This is a genomic window from Gordonia sp. GONU, from assembly GCF_024733855.1.
GTDB classification, from domain to species: Bacteria; Actinomycetota; Actinomycetes; order Mycobacteriales; family Mycobacteriaceae; genus Gordonia; species Gordonia amicalis.
In genome coordinates, this window is the sequence record NZ_JANRHB010000044.1 from 1 (window position 1) to 17618 (window position 17618).

A 17618-nucleotide genomic window follows, 5' to 3' on the forward strand; every position below is an offset into this window, starting at 1 on the left:
ATCGGCCCCCCGGACAACGGCGTCCGGCGGGCCGACTCATCCCGAAAGGACCATGCCTTGGGCACCATCGTCGACTCCCGTCACCTCCGCATCGCCGAGGTCGACCTCGTCGATCGGGAGCGTACCGACCCGGAGACCGGCATCATCAGCTCGCGCGTGCTGTGGACCGACGGCGGACAGTCGCACGGCATCTGGCAGATGACGCCGGGTGTGCTGCGCAACGTCGCGGGCCCCGAGTCGGTCGCTCTGGTGGCCGGTCGCGCACGGGTGACCGTCCATCCCTCCGAGGAGGTCTTCGAGATCGCCGCGGGTGACGCCTTCGTCATCGACGCCGATGAGACCGCGACCTGGGAGGTCCTCGAAACCGTCCGCAAGTTCTACGTCGTCAATCGATAGCCCGGGTCACAGCGGTCCGACCCACAGGTCACGCCTTACTTCGGGGGACAAGAGAGTCCCCCTCCACAGACGGTGCTGCCGCACGCACCGCACCCATAGGATTCACGAGCACTGAAAGGTATTTCATCATGAGCAGCACCGCACCTGTCGCCAACCGCCTGGAGGGCCGCATCGCCCTGGTCACCGGCGGTGCCGGCGGTCAGGGACTCGAGCACACCCGCCGCCTCGCGCAGGAGGGTGCGATCGTCCACTTCGCCGACATCAATGCCGAGGTCGGCGCGGAGGCCGAGCGCACCCTGAAAGCCGAGGGCCTGCAGGTCGTCTTCCATCAGCTCGACGTCAGCCGCATCGAGCAGTGGCAGACGCTGGCGGCCGAGCTGGAGGCCACCGTCGGACACCTCGACATCCTGGTCAACAACGCCGGCATCCTCGCCGACATCCACCCGGCCGAGCTCTCCACCGAGGCCGCGTGGGAGAAGACGACCAACGTCAATCAGAAGTCCATCTTCCTGTCGTTCCACACGATGATCCCGCTGCTCAAGAAGAGCAAGCACGCCTCGGTGATCAACACCTCGAGCATCTTCGGCCTGGTCGGTGCGGACGGTTACCTGTCCTACGTCGCGTCCAAGGGTGCGGTGACACTCATGACCAAGTCGGCCGCCTTCAGCTACGGCAGGTTCGGCATCCGCGTGAACAGCATCCATCCGGGTTACATCGACACCCAGATGCTGCGTGACGAGTTCGCCCAGCTGGGCGAGGGCGCCGAAGAGGCCACCCTGGCCACCATCCCGATGGGTCGCCTGGCCGGCCCGGAGGAGATCTCCCCCGCGGTGGCGTTCCTGGCCTCCGATGATGCCTCGTACATCAGCGGTGCCGAATTGCTCATCGACGGCGGTCTGCTCGCGGGTCGCTGAGGCGCCGAGGACAAGGGGCCAGGCAGATGAGCGTGCAACTGAAATCACTTGAAGGGAGGTCGGCCTGATGGAACTGTTCGGCCAGATCATCGTCTACATCATGATGGCGTTCCTGCTCCTCGGGGCCGGTGCGTACATCTTCAAGCCGGGGTCACCGCTGGGCGAGGAATTCCGTGAGGGCCTCGCATCGATCGGTCCGATCTTCATCCCGGTCGGCGGCATGATGTCGATCATCCCGTTCCTCGCGGACGGGATCGACAAGTGGATCGCACCGGTGTACCGGTGGATGCACTCCGACGCCGCGGTTGCGGTGAGTTCGTTCATCCCGGCCGATCAGGGCGCCTACCAGCTGTCGCACGAGGTCGCCGGAAGTCACAACGCGTGGATCCTGGCCTTCGCGGTCGCGATGACCGCGGGAGCGACGATCGCCTTCAGCGTTCCGGTCGGCTTGGCGATGCTGCCGAAGAAGGATCACAAGTACATGGCGCTGGGGGTGATGACGGGTCTGCTCGGCATCCCGTTCGCCGCCTTCTTCATGACGCTGATCCTGGCGCAGACGGGCGTCCTGCTCCGCGAAGACGTGTCCACGGAATCGGACGCCAGCAAGCCGTTCGACCTGCCGGTCGTCGACATCATCCTGAACCTCATCCCGCTGGTCCTGCTGATGATCGTGCTGGCGGTACTGCTGAAGTTCTTCCCCCGTCAGTCCATCTCGGGCTTCATGGCCTTCGGCCAGCTGATCCGTGCGGTCACCACGGCAGCCCTCGCGCTCGGGGTCGTCGAGTACTTCACCGGTGTGTTCTCGTGGATGTTCGGTTCGTGGGGTCTGGCTCCCTTCATCGCCGACGAGGAGGACCAGTTCCGGGCACTGGAGGTCGCCGGCTACATCGGCGTCATGCTGGCCGGTGCGTTCCCGATGGTCTACGCCATCCGGACCTGGCTGGACAAGCCGCTGGCCGCCCTGGGCAAGCGCGTCGGGGTTTCCGAGGCGGGCATGACCGGCTTCTTCGCCGGCGCGGCCAACGTCCTCGCCCTGTTCCGGGTCGTCCCGCTGATGCCGGCCCGTGACAAGGTGCTGACCATCTCGTTCGCGGTGTGCGCTGCGTTCGCGATCGGCGACTACATCGCCTTCACCGCGAACTTCCAGCCGAACATGATCGCCGCGATGCTGATCGGCAAGCTCCTCGGCGGTGTGGTCGCCATCGGTCTCGCCCTGTGGCTCGCCGTTCCGCACGCCGAGCGGCTGGCCGAGGAAGACGAGGTCGCCGAAGCTCGCGTCCGCGAAGCGGATTCCGTCGATCCCGACGCAGGCGATCTCGCCGAGCGCGTCTGAGCAAGTCCTGCCTCAGGGCAGGTGTCCCACCAGAACCCGGCCGCCGATCGATCGTGATGGGTCCGATCGGTCGGCGGCCGCTCCACTCTTCCTCCGAGAGGATTCACGATGGCCGTGTTGCTGGAACGTGCCGCCCCTGCGCAGGATTCGTCGCACATCGCGCACGAGGTGTTCGACGACGTGCGTGCCGGACGTCCCGTCGTCGTGTCCGACGTCGAATCCGGGCGGGTGGTACTGGCACTCGCCGCCGAACCCGCGACCACCGAGGAGATGGCCTTCGTCATCCGGTTCGGCTCGGGTCTCGTGACGGTGTCGCTGCCCGCAGATCGATGCCGGGTCCTCGGGCTGCCGCCGATGCTGCCCGCCGGTGACGTGACCCCGGGTGCACCAACCGATTTCGCGGTCTCGGTGGATGCGGTGGCGGGCGTCGGAACCGGCATCTCGGCCGCCGACCGCGCCTGCACCCTCCGTGCCCTGGCCGACGACCGGTTCGGCCACGCGGACTTCACCCGGCCCGGCCACGTCCTGGTCGTCGGCGTCGCCGCCGACGCCGCGGCGTCGTACGGCTGTGCACGCGAACTGGGTGAACTCGCCCGCCGCGCAGGGCTTTCCGGTGTCGTCTCCTTCGCCGACCTGGTGTCGGTGCGCGACGAGACTCAGATGGCCGGCGCCGGTGAGGCGTTCGAGTTCGCCGCCGAGCACGGGCTCCGCGTCGTGTCGGTGCAGCAGATCCGGGAGTTGTGAAGCCATCCGCGACTCCCGCCCCGCCCCTCGCCCCCTGAGGCGCGGGAGTTCCCCGATCCCTGATCCGAAAGAACGCAACGCGCCCAGGTCTGCTGCCTGAGGTGCGAGGAGCGTAAGCGACGAGCCTCGAAGGCCTGGTGAGACACCGTCGCTTACCCGACCACCGGTCGACGTCAACCCGCCCCGCAGACTTCGATCGACGTTTGCCGGTCGAGTTGAGGTTCGGCAGTCGGGGCTCGACGCTCCTCAGGGAGCGGGGGTCAGTTCGACTGCAGCAGCGCCGGTTACGGCTGGCGCTTCTCTCTCGAAGTGGCGCTCATGCGTCAGCGGCCGCGTTCGGCTTCCGGCCGGCTGTCGAGGATGAGCAGTGCCGCATGCAGTGACGTCCGGGATTCGGCGTCGTCGAGTTCGACGCCGAGAATGCGTTCGATCCGTGCGAGACGGGCGTAGACCGTCGGTCGGGTGAGGTTCATCGCCTTGGCGAGTTCGGCCTTGTTGCCGCCCAACCCGATGAAGCGTCGCAGTGTCTCGAGCATGTTGTCGTCGTGACGCGCGTGGTGTTCGAGTAGGCCGCGCAGTTCGGTCTCGGCGAACGCCTGGACGCGGGCGTCGGAGCGGATCACCGCGATCAGGCCACGTAGCCGGACGTCGGTCGTCCGGTGGAAGGCCTTGTCGCTCTTGGGTAGTGACAGCGCCGCTTCGGCCACGTGGGCCGACTCCGCGAGACCGCGCGCGGCGTCGACGAGCCGCGTCGAGTCCGGTGCGACGCCGATCGTCACGCGGACGACGCCGTCGACCCGCAGGAGTGAGGTGTGGATGGCTGTACACACATCGGTCATCACGTCGGTGTTCCGCGAGGCGGGCAGCGACAGGATCAGATCCATCTGGCCGGTCGGACGCAGCGCGGTCAATGCCGTGCGTCCCACACCCCGCACGGAGTGCCGCACCGAATCAAGCGCCCGCGTCAAGCGGCCCTGTGCCATCACCTGGTCGGCGCTCACCGACTCGACCACGCGAATCGTCAACGGCGCGTATGTCAACCCTGGCTGCAGACCCAGCGCATGGGCGCGTGCGGTGGCTTCGGCCTCGTCGGGGATCCGTCCCAGGCGCAGATCGTCGACCAGACCGTTCTGGGCACGCATCTCCAGCTCGGTCCAGTTCTGTTCGATCATCCGATGCAGTGCGAGGGCCTGCGCGGCGCGTTCCAACGGCATGCGCGCGCGTTCGCCGAGGTCGCCGGGGTGGGGGACCACGAGCCGTCCCCACTCCTGACGATGCGCACCCACCGGCGCGGTGAGCCATCCCTCGGGGCCAGAGGTCGAGGTCTCCCGCCCGGTCGGCGTGAGTCGGGAGCGTCTTTCCCAGTCGCGCAACAGATCCTTCGCCGGAGTACCTCGACCGGCGAATGCCAGCACCTGCCGGGTGAGATCCTCCAGGACGACCGCCGAGTCGATGAGTTCGGCTGCTGCCTCGACGATCTCCGTGACTTCCGCCCGGCGCATCCCCAGCCCGGTGAACACCTCGTGGACGTGCCGCGAGAAGACGACCTCCTCGTACTGGTCGGCGACGATGGCGCTGTGCACCTCTTCGGTGACGTCCACGAAGCGGATCGCGCGTTCAAGGACCACCACGGGCAGCTCGAGGCGATCAGCGTTCGCCGCAACGGAATCGGGTACGTCGGCGTCGAGGAGTTCCGCGATCACCCCGACCGCTCCGGCAGCCGCGAGCCCCTCCAGGTAACCGGTGGGGTCCGCGAGAAGTGCCGGTCCGGTGGTCAGGACGATCTCGCCGCCCTGCAACAGATCGGTGAGATCGGCCAGATCGCTGACGTGAGCCCATCGGACCTCGCGGTCGAGTCGCCCGCCACCCACCTGCCTCGGCTTCCCGTTGCGCACCACGGGAAGCGAGAGGATGTCCGCAATGGTCGGCTTCACCTAACAGAGTGTAAAGGACTTCGGGTCGAAACTTACACACTGTCGGCACCGTAGGGCTTCCGGAGGCCGCATTCTGTAATCACCACCGCAGCGCACCGTCTCTCCCGCGCGGCTCCCGGTTCCCCCTCCCTCGGATCCCTCCCAGCAGTGATCCCTCGAGCAAAGGACGCGATTCCATGACCAACGCACTCGCCACCAGGACGATCTCGCACTGGTTCGACAACAAGGAGTTCTCCGGCACCGGCGAGCGCTTCGCCCCGGTCACCAACCCGGCGACCGGTCAGGTCACCGGTCAGGTCGCACTCGCCGACACCGCCGACGCACAGCGCGTGATCGCCGCCGCCGCAGCGGCTTTCCCCGGCTGGCGCGACACCTCGATCGCCAAGCGCACCTCGATCCTCTTCTCCTTCCGCGAACTGCTCAACGCCCGCAAGGGTGAGCTGGCCGAGATCATCACCTCCGAGCACGGCAAGGTGCTCTCCGACGCCCTCGGTGAGATCTCCCGCGGCCAGGAGGTCGTCGAGTTCGCCTGCGGCATCGCACACCTGCTCAAGGGCGGGATGACCGAGAACGCCTCCACCAAGGTCGACGTCGCCTCCATCCGCCAGTCCCTCGGCCCGGTGGGCATCATCGCGCCGTTCAACTTCCCCGCGATGGTCCCGATGTGGTTCTTCCCGATCGCCATCGCCACCGGCAACACCGTCATCCTCAAGCCGTCGGAGAAGGTTCCCACCGCCGCCATCTGGATCGCCGAACTCTGGGCCGAGGCTGGGCTGCCGGCCGGCGTCTTCAACGTGCTGCAGGGTGACAAGACCGCCGTCGACGAGCTCCTGACCAACCGCGCCGTGAAGTCCATCTCCTTCGTCGGCTCGACCCCGATCGCGCAGTACGTCTACTCGACCGGCACCGCGCACGGCAAGCGCGTGCAGGCCCTCGGCGGCGCCAAGAACCACGCCATCGTCCTTCCCGACGCCGACCTCGACCTCGCCGCCGATGCGATGGTCAACGCGGGCTTCGGCTCGGCCGGTGAGCGCTGCATGGCCATCTCGGCGCTGGTCGCGGTCGGCGACATCGCCGACGAGCTGGTCGCGAAGATCTCCGAGCGCACCGTCGGCCTGGTGACCGGCGACGGCACCCGCAACTCCGACATGGGACCGCTGGTCACCAAGGCACACCGCGATCGCGTCGCCTCCTACGTCGAGGCCGGTGAGGCGGCCGGCGCCACCGTCGTCGTCGACGGCCGCGGCGTGCAGGCCGACGGTGAGACCGACGGTTTCTGGCTCGGGCCGACCCTGCTGGACAACGTCACCACCGACATGAGCGTCTACACCGACGAGATCTTCGGCCCGGTTCTCTCGGTCGTGCGGGTCGAGACCTACGACGAGGCGCTCGAACTGATCAACAGCAACCCGTACGGCAACGGCACCGCGATCTTCACCAACGACGGTGGCGCGGCGCGTCGTTTCCAGAACGAGGTCGAGGTCGGCATGGTCGGCATCAACGTCCCGATCCCGGTTCCCACCGCCTACTACAGCTTCGGCGGCTGGAAGAGTTCGCTGTTCGGCGACACCCACGCGCACGGCACCGAGGGCGTGCACTTCTTCACCCGCGGCAAGGTCGTCACCACCCGCTGGCAGGACCCCAGCGAGCGCGACGGCATCAACCTCGGCTTCCCCCAGAACAACTGACCGGCGAGACACCGCAGAAAGGACACCGACATGACCACCACCGAGCGTGTCATCCTGCCGACCGGGGAAGACCTCGAGTCCGCGAAGGAGCGGGGCGCGCGTGCCCACCGGCTCGACCGCGCCCACGTGTTCCACTCCTGGTCGGCCCAGGAACAGATCAACCCGATGACCATCCTCGCCGCCGAGGGCTCCTACATCTGGGACGGCGACGGAAATCGCCTGCTGGACTTCTCTTCCCAGCTGGTCAACACCAACATCGGACATCAGCACCCGGTCGTCGTGGAGGCCATCCGCAAGCAGGCGGCGACCCTGTGCACCATCGCACCGCAGCACGCCAACGACGCCCGCTCCGAAGCCGCCCGGCTGATCGCCGAGCGCACACCGGGAGACTTGAACAAGGTCTTCTTCACCAACGGCGGTGCCGACGCCAACGAGCACGCGGTCCGCATGGCGCGACTGCACACCGGCCGGTACAAGGTGCTCACCCGCTACCGCTCGTACCACGGCGGCACCGACACCGCGATCAACATGACCGGTGACCCGCGCCGGTGGCCCAACGACTACGGCAACAGCGGCGTGGTCCACTTCCACGGACCGTTCCTCTACCGCTCGCAGTTCCACGCCGAGAACTCCCCGCAGGAGACCGAGCGCGCGCTGGCCTCTCTCGACCAGCTCATCCGCCTCGAGGGACCCGACTCGATCGCGGCACTCGTGCTCGAGTCGGTGCCCGGCACCGCCGGCATCATGGTCCCGCCGCCCGGTTACATCGCCGGTGTCCGCGAGATCTGCGATCGCTACGGCATCGTGTTCATCGCCGACGAGGTGATGGCCGGCTTCGGCCGGACCGGAAAGTGGTTCGCCATCGAGCATTTCGACGGCGTGGTGCCGGACCTGATCACCTTCGCCAAGGGGGTGAACTCCGGTTACGTGCCGCTCGGCGGCGTCGCCATCAGCGGTGAGATCGCCGCGACCTTCGCTCAGCGTGCGTACCCGGGCGGCCTGACCTACTCGGGTCACCCGCTCGCCACCGCGGCCGCGGTCGCGACGATCAACGCCATGACCGACGAGAAGATCATCGAGAACGCCGCGCGCATCGGCAACGAGGTGCTCGGTCCCGGACTGCGTGCGCTCGCCGACAAGCATCCGTCGGTGGGAGAGGTCCGCGGCCTCGGTGTCTTCTGGGCCATCGAGCTCGTCGCCGACCGGGCGACCCGGGAACCCCTCGCCCCGTACGGCGGAAGCAGCCCGGCCATGAACGAGGTGATCGCGGCCCTCAAGTCCAACGGACTCCTGCCGTTCGCCAACTTCAACCGCATCCATGCGGTGCCGCCGTGCACCGTCTCCGACGACGAGGTGCGCGAGGGTCTGGCGATCCTCGACACCGCACTCGACGTCGCGGATGCACACGTGAAGCCCTGATCCCTCAGCACTGACAGGACACGCGTCTGCACAACCGGCCCACCCATGGCCAACGGCGTCCATGGGTGGGCCGCGTGCATTCCCTTGCACGCCAACACCTCTCCCAAACCGTCGTCCATTACACCCGCCACCCGAACCCCCGGAGTCCGCCGATGACCAGCACCGTGTCCCCGCGCCACGATCTCCTGCCGACCGGCTACGTCGAAGAGCAGGCGCACGCCGCGGCCCCCGAGGTCTCGATCCTCGAAGCACTCACACCCGACACCGTGGAGATCGGTGCGGTGACGACGGCGGACGGCCACCTGAGGCTGACCCTGTACAGCGCCGGGCCCGAGGTGTCCTTCGAGAAGGTCATGCTGCTGCTGCGCAGCCTCGACCTCGAGCTCGTCGATCACGCCACCACGGTGGTCCGACGCCCCGACGGATTGCGTTGTCGCCTGCACGCTTTCGTTGCCTCTCCGGGACGGGTCGCCGGCGCAGGTACGGACGACGCGGCAGTGTTGGACGTGTTCTCGGCGATGTGGTCGGGCCGCACCGAACCCGATCGTTTCGGGCACCTGGTGCTCACCGCCGGACTGGGCTGGCGCGAGGTGGTCGTGCTGCGCGCCTATGCCCGTTACCTGCAGCAGACGGCCCTGCCGTACGGGCAGCGCACCATCGAGTCCGTGGTGACCGGCAACCCGGACGTCGCCTCGGCGATCGTCGAGCTCTTCGGTGCCCAGTTCGATCCAGGCGTCGAAAACCACTCCTGCCGTGTCGATCTCGTAGCCGGACGACTCGGGATGCTGGACGCGCTGATCGACCGGGTCCAGGGACTCGACGCCGACCGGATCCTCCGTGCGTATCGCTCTCTCGTGCTCGCCACGAGTCGCACCAACTTCTACCGTCCCGACGCGCTCGGACCGGAACGGCCACAGCTGGCGTTCAAGCTCCGGCCGCGGGAGGTCGACATCCTCCCGCAGCCGCGTCCGCTGCACGAGATCTTCGTCTACTCACCGGATGTCGAGGGCGTTCATCTTCGCTTCGGCGCCGTTGCCCGCGGCGGGATCCGATGGTCGGATCGGCGCGACGACTACCGCACCGAGATCCTCGGATTGGCGAAGGCGCAGACGGTGAAGAACTCGGTCATCGTGCCGGCGGGCGCGAAAGGTGGGTTCGTCGTCAAGAACCCGGCGATGTCGGGGGAGGAGGGCTACCGCCAGTTCATCTCGGGCCTGCTCGACCTGACCGACAACCGATCCGCCGACGGACGTTCGGTGCACCCCGACGCGACGGTGTGCGGCGACGGCGAGGACTCCTACCTCGTCGTGGCAGCCGACAAGGGGACCGCACGGTTCTCCGACGTGGCCAACGGCATCGCCGTCGACCGGGGCTTCTGGCTCGGCGACGCCTTCGCCTCGGGCGGCTCGGTCGGATATGACCACAAGGCGATGGGCATCACCGCGCGGGGCGCCTGGGTGAGTGTCACCCGGCATCTCGCCGAGCTCGGCATCGACGTCGACCGCGACACGTTCACGGTGGCCGGCATCGGTGACATGAGCGGTGACGTCTTCGGCAACGGGATGCTCTCGACCCCGGGCATCCGGCTGGTCGCGGCCTTCGACCACCGGCACATCTTCATCGACCCGGACCCGAACGCCGACAGGTCATTCGAGGAACGCGGACGACTCTTCGGTCTCCCGTCCTCCTCGTGGGCCGACTACCGTCGTGAACTCATCAGCACCGGCGGTGGGGTCTTCGACCGGACGGCGAAGTCGATCCCGGTGTCGCCCGAGGCGGCCGAGGTGCTCGGGCTGCCGCGCGAGACGACCGACGTCACTCCGCAGGAGCTCATCTCGGCCATCCTGTGCGCGCCGGTCGACCTGCTCTGGAACGGCGGGGTCGGTACGTACGTCAAGAGCGCGGACGAGAACCACGATCAGGTCGGTGACCGGACCAACGATCTCGTCCGCGTCGACGCCACGATGGTGCGGGCGCGGGTCATCGGGGAGGGCGGCAACCTGGGCGTCACCCCGGCCGGGCGAATCGAATTCGCGCGCAACGGCGGACGGATCAACACCGACGCACTGGACAACTCGGCGGGCGTCGACTGCTCCGATCACGAGGTCAACATCAAGATCCTGCTCGACGGGCGGTCCTCGACCGCGGTGTCGGGGGCACGGCGTGGCGAGGTCCTCGCCGACCTGACCGGCGAGGTCGCCGATCTCGTGCTGCGCAACAACCGGACGCAGAACCGGATTCTCGGTGAAGCACGCGCGCATGCGGCACAGATGGTCGACGTGCACGCCCGTCTCGTCGAGGACCTGGAACGCCGCCGGGGTCTGGACCGCGCACTCGAGACCCTGCCCACCGCAGAGGGATTCGCGGCGCTGGCCCGACGCGGCGAGGGCCTGACGTCGCCGGAGCTGGCGACACTGATGGGGCACGCGAAGCTGGATGTGAAGACCGAGCTCTGCGTGGCGATGGGCGCTTTCGACGATCCCTACTTCTCCGACCGGCTCACGCGGTACTTCCCGCAAGCCCTCGCGGATCTGGGCGATGTCGACGACTTCCCGTTGCGGACCGAGGTCATCGCCACCGAACTCGTCAACGACCTCTTCGCGTTCGGCGGCCTGACGTTCGCGTTCCGGCTGCGGGAGGAGACCGGCGCGGCGGCCGCCGACATCGTGCGGGCATTCGTCGTCGCCGTGGAGGTTCTGGGACTGGCAGAGCTGCAGTCCGACATCGAGGCGGCCGGTCTGCGTCCCGAGGTGGAGTACGAGATCATCGCCGAGGCGCGCCGGCTCCTCGACCGTGCATCGCGCTGGTTGCTGACGCGCCGCCCGCAGCCGATCCCGGTGACGGAGACGATCGAACGCTTCCGGGTCGTCCGGGACTCGGCGCCGCAGGTGTCGATCTGGCTGCGCGGCGACGAGGCGGCCCGCATCGAATCGGCGGTGGCCCATTTCACCGAGGCCGGGGTTCCGCCGGCGATCGCACGGCGGGTGGCCGAGGGCTTGTACCGCTACAGCGTCCTCGACATCGCGGAAGTGGCCGAGGAGACGGGGTGCGACATCGCGACCGTCGGGGCCGTCTATTTCGCGCTGTCCGACCACATCGACGTCGACCGATGGCTGATCCGTCTCTCGGCACTGCCCCGAGGGGATCGCTGGCATGCGCTGGCCCGCTCCGCGCTGCGGGACGACCTGTACCGCGCACTCCGCGACCTCACCTGCGACGTCGTCGGAACCCTGGCCGTCGACCCGGTCCGGGCGGCCGCGGTCTCCTACTGGCCGACCGAGGCCATCGAGGCCTGGGAACTCTCCAACCAGACGGCGCTGCAGCGGTGACGGTCACCCTGGGCGAGATCGAGGCGGCCGAACGCTTCGACCTGGCGACGCTCGCGGTGGCCACCCGGCACATCCGGTCGGTGGCCGATGGACGGTAGCCTGATCGGAGGCGCCCGGACCTGCGGACGCCCTGATTCGATAAGTTTTTCGCATGGATCGTGACCGCATGGTGGAGGTCGGAGTGGGACTCGTCTCCCGCTTCGGCGCCAAGACGTTGAGTCTGACGTCCGTGGCGCGTCATGCCGGCGTCGCCCGGGCCACCGCCTACCGCATGTTCGGCGGACGGAATGCGCTGGTCGCAGCGATCGTCGACCGTGAGGTGTCCCTTCTGCGGGTGAAGCTGCGGGAATGGTCGGCCTCCGCGCCCGACGCGGCGGGGAAGGTGCGCGCGCAGGTCGTGAACGTGCTGCCCTACATCCGCGAGCACGAGGCCCTGCAGTACGTGCTGCGCAAGGAACCCGAGGAAGTCGTGCGGGCGCTGGTCGCGACCAGCGATTCGTCGGGTCCGACCCTCATCCACCAGATCGTCGACCAGACGCTGCCCGATCTCGAACCGCAGATCGGGGACCAGCTCGTCCCGGACCCGCGTGGGGCCGCCGAGTTCCTGGTGCGCACGATCTACTCCCTGATGCTCATCCCGGACAGTTCGCTCACCGACGAGCAGATCGCCGACCTCGTCGTGCGCGCGGTCGTCAAGAACGAGCAGTGAGCTCATGACGACCGGCACGGATCGGACGGGTGACGAGCCGAAGCCGGACGAGACCGCGATCCCCGTCGTCGAGATGCGGCGGCCGCGCTGGGGCGACCCGGCGCGCGTCACCGAGCTACCCGCCGCTGCGGCCGCGCTGGCCGGCGACGCTACCGAGGACCGGGGCGTCCAACCCGAGTCGGTCACCCCGCGCGAATCGACCCTGCCGGCGGCCGTTCGCGCCGACCTCGAAGCCGTCGTCGGCGCCGGGTACGTGGCCGATTCCGACGACGCGCGCGTCCAGCACACCCGCGGCTACTCGACTCCCGACCTCCTGCGGCTGCGTGCGGGTGACGCCGCCGACGCCCCCGACCTGGTGATCTACCCGGCCGATCACGACGAGGTCGTGCGAATCCTGCAGGTCTGCGCCGCCGGGAAGGTCGCGGTCGTGCCGTTCACCGGCGGGACCTCGGTGGTGGGCGGGCTCGCGCCCGACCGGGCCGGATTCGCCGGTGTCCTCAGCCTCGACCTCCGGCGTCTCGACCGTCTGGTCGAGATCGACGAGGTCTCCCGCATCGCCACCCTGCAGGCGGGTCTGCGGGGGAGTGCCGCCGAAGCACTCCTGCGTGACCGGGGCTGGACGCTCGGACACTTCCCGCAGTCCTACGAGGGAGCCGGGATCGGCGGGTACGCGGCGACCCGGTCGGCGGGCCAGTCGTCGGCGGGGTACGGCCGTTTCGACGAGATGGTGGAGGGGCTCGTCCTCGCCACCCCGCGCGGCACCCTCGAATTCGGCACGGCACCACGGTCCGCGGCCGGACCCGACCTCCGCCAGCTGATCCTCGGCTCCGAGGGCGCCTTCGGCGTCATCACCGGCGTCCGGGTCCGGATCCGTCCCGTCCCGGCCACCCGGCTCTTCGACGGCTGGCGGTTCGACTCCTTCGCCGACGGCGCGACCGCCTTGCGACGACTCGCCCAGGACGGCCCGCTGCCCACCGTGATCCGGCTGTCCGACGAGGTCGAGACCGCGATCAATCTCGCCGATCCCGCGCAGCTCGGCGGTGATTCGACGGGCTGCCTGGTCATCACCGGATACGAGGGCAGCGATCAGGAAGTGCGCCGACGCCGCGACGCCGCGTCGGAGGTGCTCGTCGACGCCGGCGGTACGGCCCTGGGAAGCGGCCCCGGAGAGTCCTGGCGCACAGGACGTTTCGCCGGGCCCTACCTGCGTGACCCGCTGCTCGACGCCGGAGTGCTGGTCGAGACCCTGGAGACCGTGACCTACTGGTCGAAGCTGCACGAGTTGCGCGCCTCGGTCACCGATGCGATCACCGACACCCTGACCGCATCGGGCACACCTCCCCTCGTGATGTGCCACATCAGCCACGTCTACGCCTCCGGTGCGTCGCTGTACTTCACCGTGGTGGCACCGCTCGGCGCCGATCCGATCGCGGAGTGGGCGTCGGCGAAAACCGCGGCGAACAACGCGATCAGGGCCGCGGGCGCGAGCATCACCCACCATCACGCCGTCGGTCGCGACCATCGCGAGGCCTACCACGACGAGATCGGTCCGCTGGCACTCGAGGCGTTGCGGGCGGTCAAGGCGACCGTCGATCCCGACGGCGTCTGCAATCCCGGCATCCTGATCTGATCACCGGGCGCCACTATGCTGGGGCGCATGGCCACCGACGCTTCCGTTTCCGACCGCTCTGCTGGAGATCGAGTTGCCGGTGACAGAGGTGCCGGGAGCGAGTCGACGACCAGCATCTATCTGGCCTCGGCAGAAGGGGAGACCGGGAAATCCGTGGTCGCGCTGGGGCTGTTGGCCCTGTTCGCGGCGACCGGCGGCCGGGTCGGCGTCTTCCGCCCGATCACCCGCGCCGACGGAGACAAGCGGGACCCGCTGCTCGATCTCCTGATCGACTACGACTCCGTGGACGTTCCCTACGAGGATTGCCTGGGCGTGACCTATGAGCAGGTCCACGACGACCCGGATGCCGCGATCGGCGAGATCGTCGCCCGGTTCCATGCACTGGCAACGCGGTGCGACCGCGTGGTGATCGTCGGCTCGGACTACACCGACGTCGGCACCCCGTCGGAGCTGAGCTTCAACGCACGCATCGCCGCGAACCTGTCGGCGCCGATGGTGCTCGCACTGAAAGCCATCGACCGGTCCCCGGCGGAGATCGCCGACCTCGCCGAGGGGTTGCTCGCCGAGGTCGGCGCCGCCCATGCCACACCGATCGCCATGGTCGCGAACCGCTGTGACCCTGATCGGCTCGACGAGATCCGGGCGACGCTGCGCCGCACCGGGGTGCCGAGCCTGTGCCTCCCCGAGGAGCCGATCCTGTTCGCGCCCACCATGGGTGAGTTGAAGGAGTCGCTCGGCGCCACCTTGTACAGCGGCGACGAGGAACTCCTCGACCACGAGGCGCTGCGGGTGATGGTGGGCGGCATGACCGTCGAGCACATTCTGGAGCGCCTCACCGACGGCACGGTCGTCATCACGCCCGCCGATCGCTCCGACGTCCTCCTCGCCCTCGTGAACGCCAATACGGCACAGGGATTCCCGCGGCTGTCGGGCATCATCCTCAACGGTGGGCTCAAACCGCATCCGATGATCGAGGCGCTGGTCAGCGGACTCAAGCCGACGCTGCCGATCATCAGCTGCCCGCACGGCACCTACGACACCGCGCGGACCGCGGCCCACACCCGTGGCCGGCTCGGCGCCGGGTCGGCACGCAAGATCGAAGCGGCGTTGGCGCTCATGGAGACCCACGTCGATCCCGAGGTGGTCATGCGCAACCTCAACGTCGACGTCCCGGCGGTCGTGACCCCGCAGATGTTCGAGTACCGGCTCATCTCCCGTGCACGGGCACAGCGCAAGCACATCGTGCTCCCCGAGGGCGATGACGATCGCATCCTGCGGGCGGCGAGCCGGCTCCTCCGCCGCGGGGTCGCCGACCTCACGCTGCTCGGTGACCCGGATGCCGTGCAGGAGCGGGCAATCGAGCTCGGACTCGACCTGGCCGGGATCAGCGTCATCGACCCGGCCACCTCGGAGTACCTGGACGAGTTCGCCCGGATCTACACCGATCTCCGCAAGCACAAGGGCATGGAACTCGACCGCGCGCGGGAGAAGATGATCGACGTCTCCTACTTCGGCACGATGATGGTGCACACCGGGCGCGCCGACGGGATGGTGTCGGGAGCGGCGCACACGACCGCCCACACCATCCGGCCGGCATTCGAGATCATCAAGACCAAGCCGGGGGTCTCGACGGTGTCGAGCGTGTTCTTCATGTGCTTGGCCGACAAGGTGCTCGCCTACGGCGACTGCGCGATCGTCCCGGACCCGACCGATGAGCAACTCGCCGACATCGCCATCTCGTCGGCGCAGACCTCCGCCGCCTTCGGCATCGATCCGCGCGTGGCGATGCTGTCCTACTCCACCGGCACGTCCGGATCGGGTGTCGACGTCGAGAAGGTCAAGACCGCAACCGAATTCGTGCGGCAACGCGCGCCGGAGTTGCTCGTCGAGGGTCCCATCCAGTACGACGCGGCGGTCGAACCGTCGGTCGCGGAGACCAAGATGCCCGACTCCCCGGTGGCCGGGCGGGCGACGGTACTGATCTTCCCGGATCTGAACACCGGCAACAACACGTACAAGGCGGTGCAGCGCAGCGCCGGTGCCGTCGCGATCGGCCCCGTGCTGCAGGGCCTGAACAAGCCGATCAACGACCTCAGCCGTGGCGCGCTCGTGTCCGACATCGTCAACACGGTCGCCATCACCGCGATCCAGGCGCAGCAGGCGGACGCCGAAGAGGCCGGCACCGATGGGGTCGCCACCGAAGAGGCCGGTACCGCAGAAGCCGGCACCGAAGAGGTCGCCACCGGAGAGGCGCGTTGAGCGCCGACACCGCCGGCGCGGTCCTCGTCTTCAACGCCGGCTCGTCGTCGCTGAAATACCAACTCGTCCAGCCCGATACCGGCGTCGTCCTCGCGGACGGGATCGCCGAACGCATCGGCGACGCCGGTTCGTCGATCACGCACGAACAGAACGGCGAGACGGTCACCGAGTCGGTGTCGCTACCCGATCACCTGACGGCGGTCCTGCGTGCCGAACAATTCTTCGCCGACAACGGCACCGACCTGGTGCACGCGGGCCTGGCGGCGGTCGGGCACCGCGTGGTGCACGGCGGCCGGTCGTTCTACGAGCCGACACTCGTCGACTCCTGGGTGATCTCGGAGATCAAGCGGATCTCGCCCCTTGCGCCGCTGCACAATCCGGCCAATCTCGTGGGTATCGAGGCGGCCCGGGCCCTGCTTCCCGACGTGCCGTCGGTCGCGGTGTTCGACACGGCCTTCTTCCACGGGTTGCCGCCCGCGGCCGCGACCTACGCCATCGACCGCGAGGTGGCGGCCGAACACGCCATCCGGCGGTACGGATTCCACGGCACCAGTCATGAGTACGTGTCGGGCCGCGTCGCCGAGTTCCTCGGGAAGGACCTCGCCGATCTCGACCAGATCGTGCTGCATCTCGGCAACGGGGCGTCGGCGTCGGCCATCTCGGGTGGACAGCCCGTCGACACCAGCATGGGGATGACTCCGCTGGAGGGTCTCGTGATGGGAACCCGCAGCGGCGACATCGATCCCGGCCTCGTGCTGCACCTCAACCGCGTGGCCCACCTGTCCGTCGACGAGATCGACACCCTGCTCAACCATCGGTCCGGACTCCGAGGACTGTGCGGCGAGAACGACTTCCGCTCGATCGCCGAGCTGGTCGATGCCGGTGACGAGAACGCCCGCCGTGCCTACGACGTCTACATCCACCGGTTGCGGCATTACCTCGGTGCCTACACCTTCGCCCTCGAGAGGCTCGACGCGATCACCTTCACCGCCGGCGTCGGCGAGAACTCGGCACGCGTCCGCGCCGATGCACTCGACGGGCTGCAGCGTTTCGGAATCGTCGTCGACCCGGACCGCAACGCGGCCGCCGACCGATCGGCGCGTCGGATCTCCGCCGACGACAGCGCGATCGACGTCCTGGTGGTCCCGACGAACGAGGAGCTCGCGATCGCGCGGCAGTCGGCGGCGCTCGTCGCAGGTTGAGCTCGGGCGGTGGTTTCGATACGGCTCGGCGCTTGCGCTCCTAGCACCTCAGGGAGCAAGA

At 68.4% G+C, this 17618-nt stretch carries 11 protein-coding genes and 1 pseudogene; 11 read left to right on the top strand and 1 reads right to left on the bottom strand.

The features are described from left to right. From NWF34_RS23380 to NWF34_RS23395, 4 genes are all read left to right on the top strand, one after another. Nucleotides 1-396 (top strand): cupin domain-containing protein (locus NWF34_RS23380; RefSeq protein ID WP_258326204.1); only part of this gene is annotated, 396 nt, incomplete at its 5' end. 128 nt (nucleotides 397-524) lie between these two features. Next, nucleotides 525-1310, top strand: coding sequence for an SDR family NAD(P)-dependent oxidoreductase (locus NWF34_RS23385; protein WP_258326205.1), 786 nt, complete (start codon nucleotides 525-527; stop codon nucleotides 1308-1310). Between the two features lie 67 nt (nucleotides 1311-1377). Beyond that, the gene (locus NWF34_RS23390; protein WP_258326206.1) at nucleotides 1378-2643 is read left to right on the top strand and encodes an ethanolamine utilization protein EutH; all 1266 of its coding nucleotides are present in this window, start codon (nucleotides 1378-1380) and stop codon (nucleotides 2641-2643) included. A 108-nt stretch (nucleotides 2644-2751) separates the two neighbouring features. Continuing rightward, nucleotides 2752-3387, top strand: a complete 636-nt coding sequence (locus NWF34_RS23395) for a 3,4-dihydroxy-2-butanone-4-phosphate synthase (RefSeq protein WP_191834565.1) — start codon at nucleotides 2752-2754, stop codon at nucleotides 3385-3387. A gap of 323 nt (nucleotides 3388-3710) precedes the next feature. Here NWF34_RS23395 and NWF34_RS23400 read toward each other — a convergent pair whose 3' ends face one another. Beyond that, nucleotides 3711-5321, bottom strand: coding sequence for a PucR family transcriptional regulator (locus tag NWF34_RS23400; RefSeq protein ID WP_191834564.1), 1611 nt, complete (start codon nucleotides 5319-5321; stop codon nucleotides 3711-3713). Between the two features lie 176 nt (nucleotides 5322-5497). On the opposite strand from NWF34_RS23400, the gene NWF34_RS23405 reads away from it, so the two are divergent. The 7 genes and pseudogenes from NWF34_RS23405 (at nucleotide 5498) to NWF34_RS23435 (ending at nucleotide 17557) form a co-directional block, all read left to right on the top strand. Beyond that, the gene (locus NWF34_RS23405) at nucleotides 5498-7009 is read left to right on the top strand and encodes a CoA-acylating methylmalonate-semialdehyde dehydrogenase (protein WP_258326207.1); all 1512 of its coding nucleotides are present in this window, start codon (nucleotides 5498-5500) and stop codon (nucleotides 7007-7009) included. 30 nt (nucleotides 7010-7039) lie between these two features. Further along, entirely contained in the window at nucleotides 7040-8428 is a 1389-nt protein-coding gene (locus tag NWF34_RS23410; RefSeq protein WP_258326208.1) for an aspartate aminotransferase family protein, read from the top strand. 152 nt (nucleotides 8429-8580) lie between these two features. Then, nucleotides 8581-11855: pseudogene (locus tag NWF34_RS23415) on the top strand (NAD-glutamate dehydrogenase domain-containing protein). A gap of 53 nt (nucleotides 11856-11908) precedes the next feature. Further along, nucleotides 11909-12466, top strand: coding sequence for a TetR/AcrR family transcriptional regulator (locus NWF34_RS23420; protein WP_258326210.1), 558 nt, complete (start codon nucleotides 11909-11911; stop codon nucleotides 12464-12466). Nucleotides 12467-12470: 4 nt separating this feature from the next. Then, nucleotides 12471-14096 (top strand): FAD-binding oxidoreductase, encoded by a 1626-nt coding sequence (locus NWF34_RS23425; RefSeq protein WP_258326211.1) that lies wholly within the window; start codon nucleotides 12471-12473, stop codon nucleotides 14094-14096. Nucleotides 14097-14111: 15 nt separating this feature from the next. Continuing rightward, nucleotides 14112-16355 carry a phosphate acetyltransferase gene (gene pta / locus NWF34_RS23430; RefSeq protein WP_258326212.1) on the top strand — a complete coding sequence of 748 codons (2244 nt, stop codon included), beginning with the start codon at nucleotides 14112-14114 and terminating at the stop codon, nucleotides 16353-16355. Continuing rightward, nucleotides 16352-17557 (top strand): acetate kinase, encoded by a 1206-nt coding sequence (locus tag NWF34_RS23435; RefSeq protein ID WP_258326213.1) that lies wholly within the window; start codon nucleotides 16352-16354, stop codon nucleotides 17555-17557. Before pta ends, NWF34_RS23435 begins: the two co-directional genes overlap by 4 nt. Nucleotides 17558-17618 lie beyond the last annotated feature (61 nt).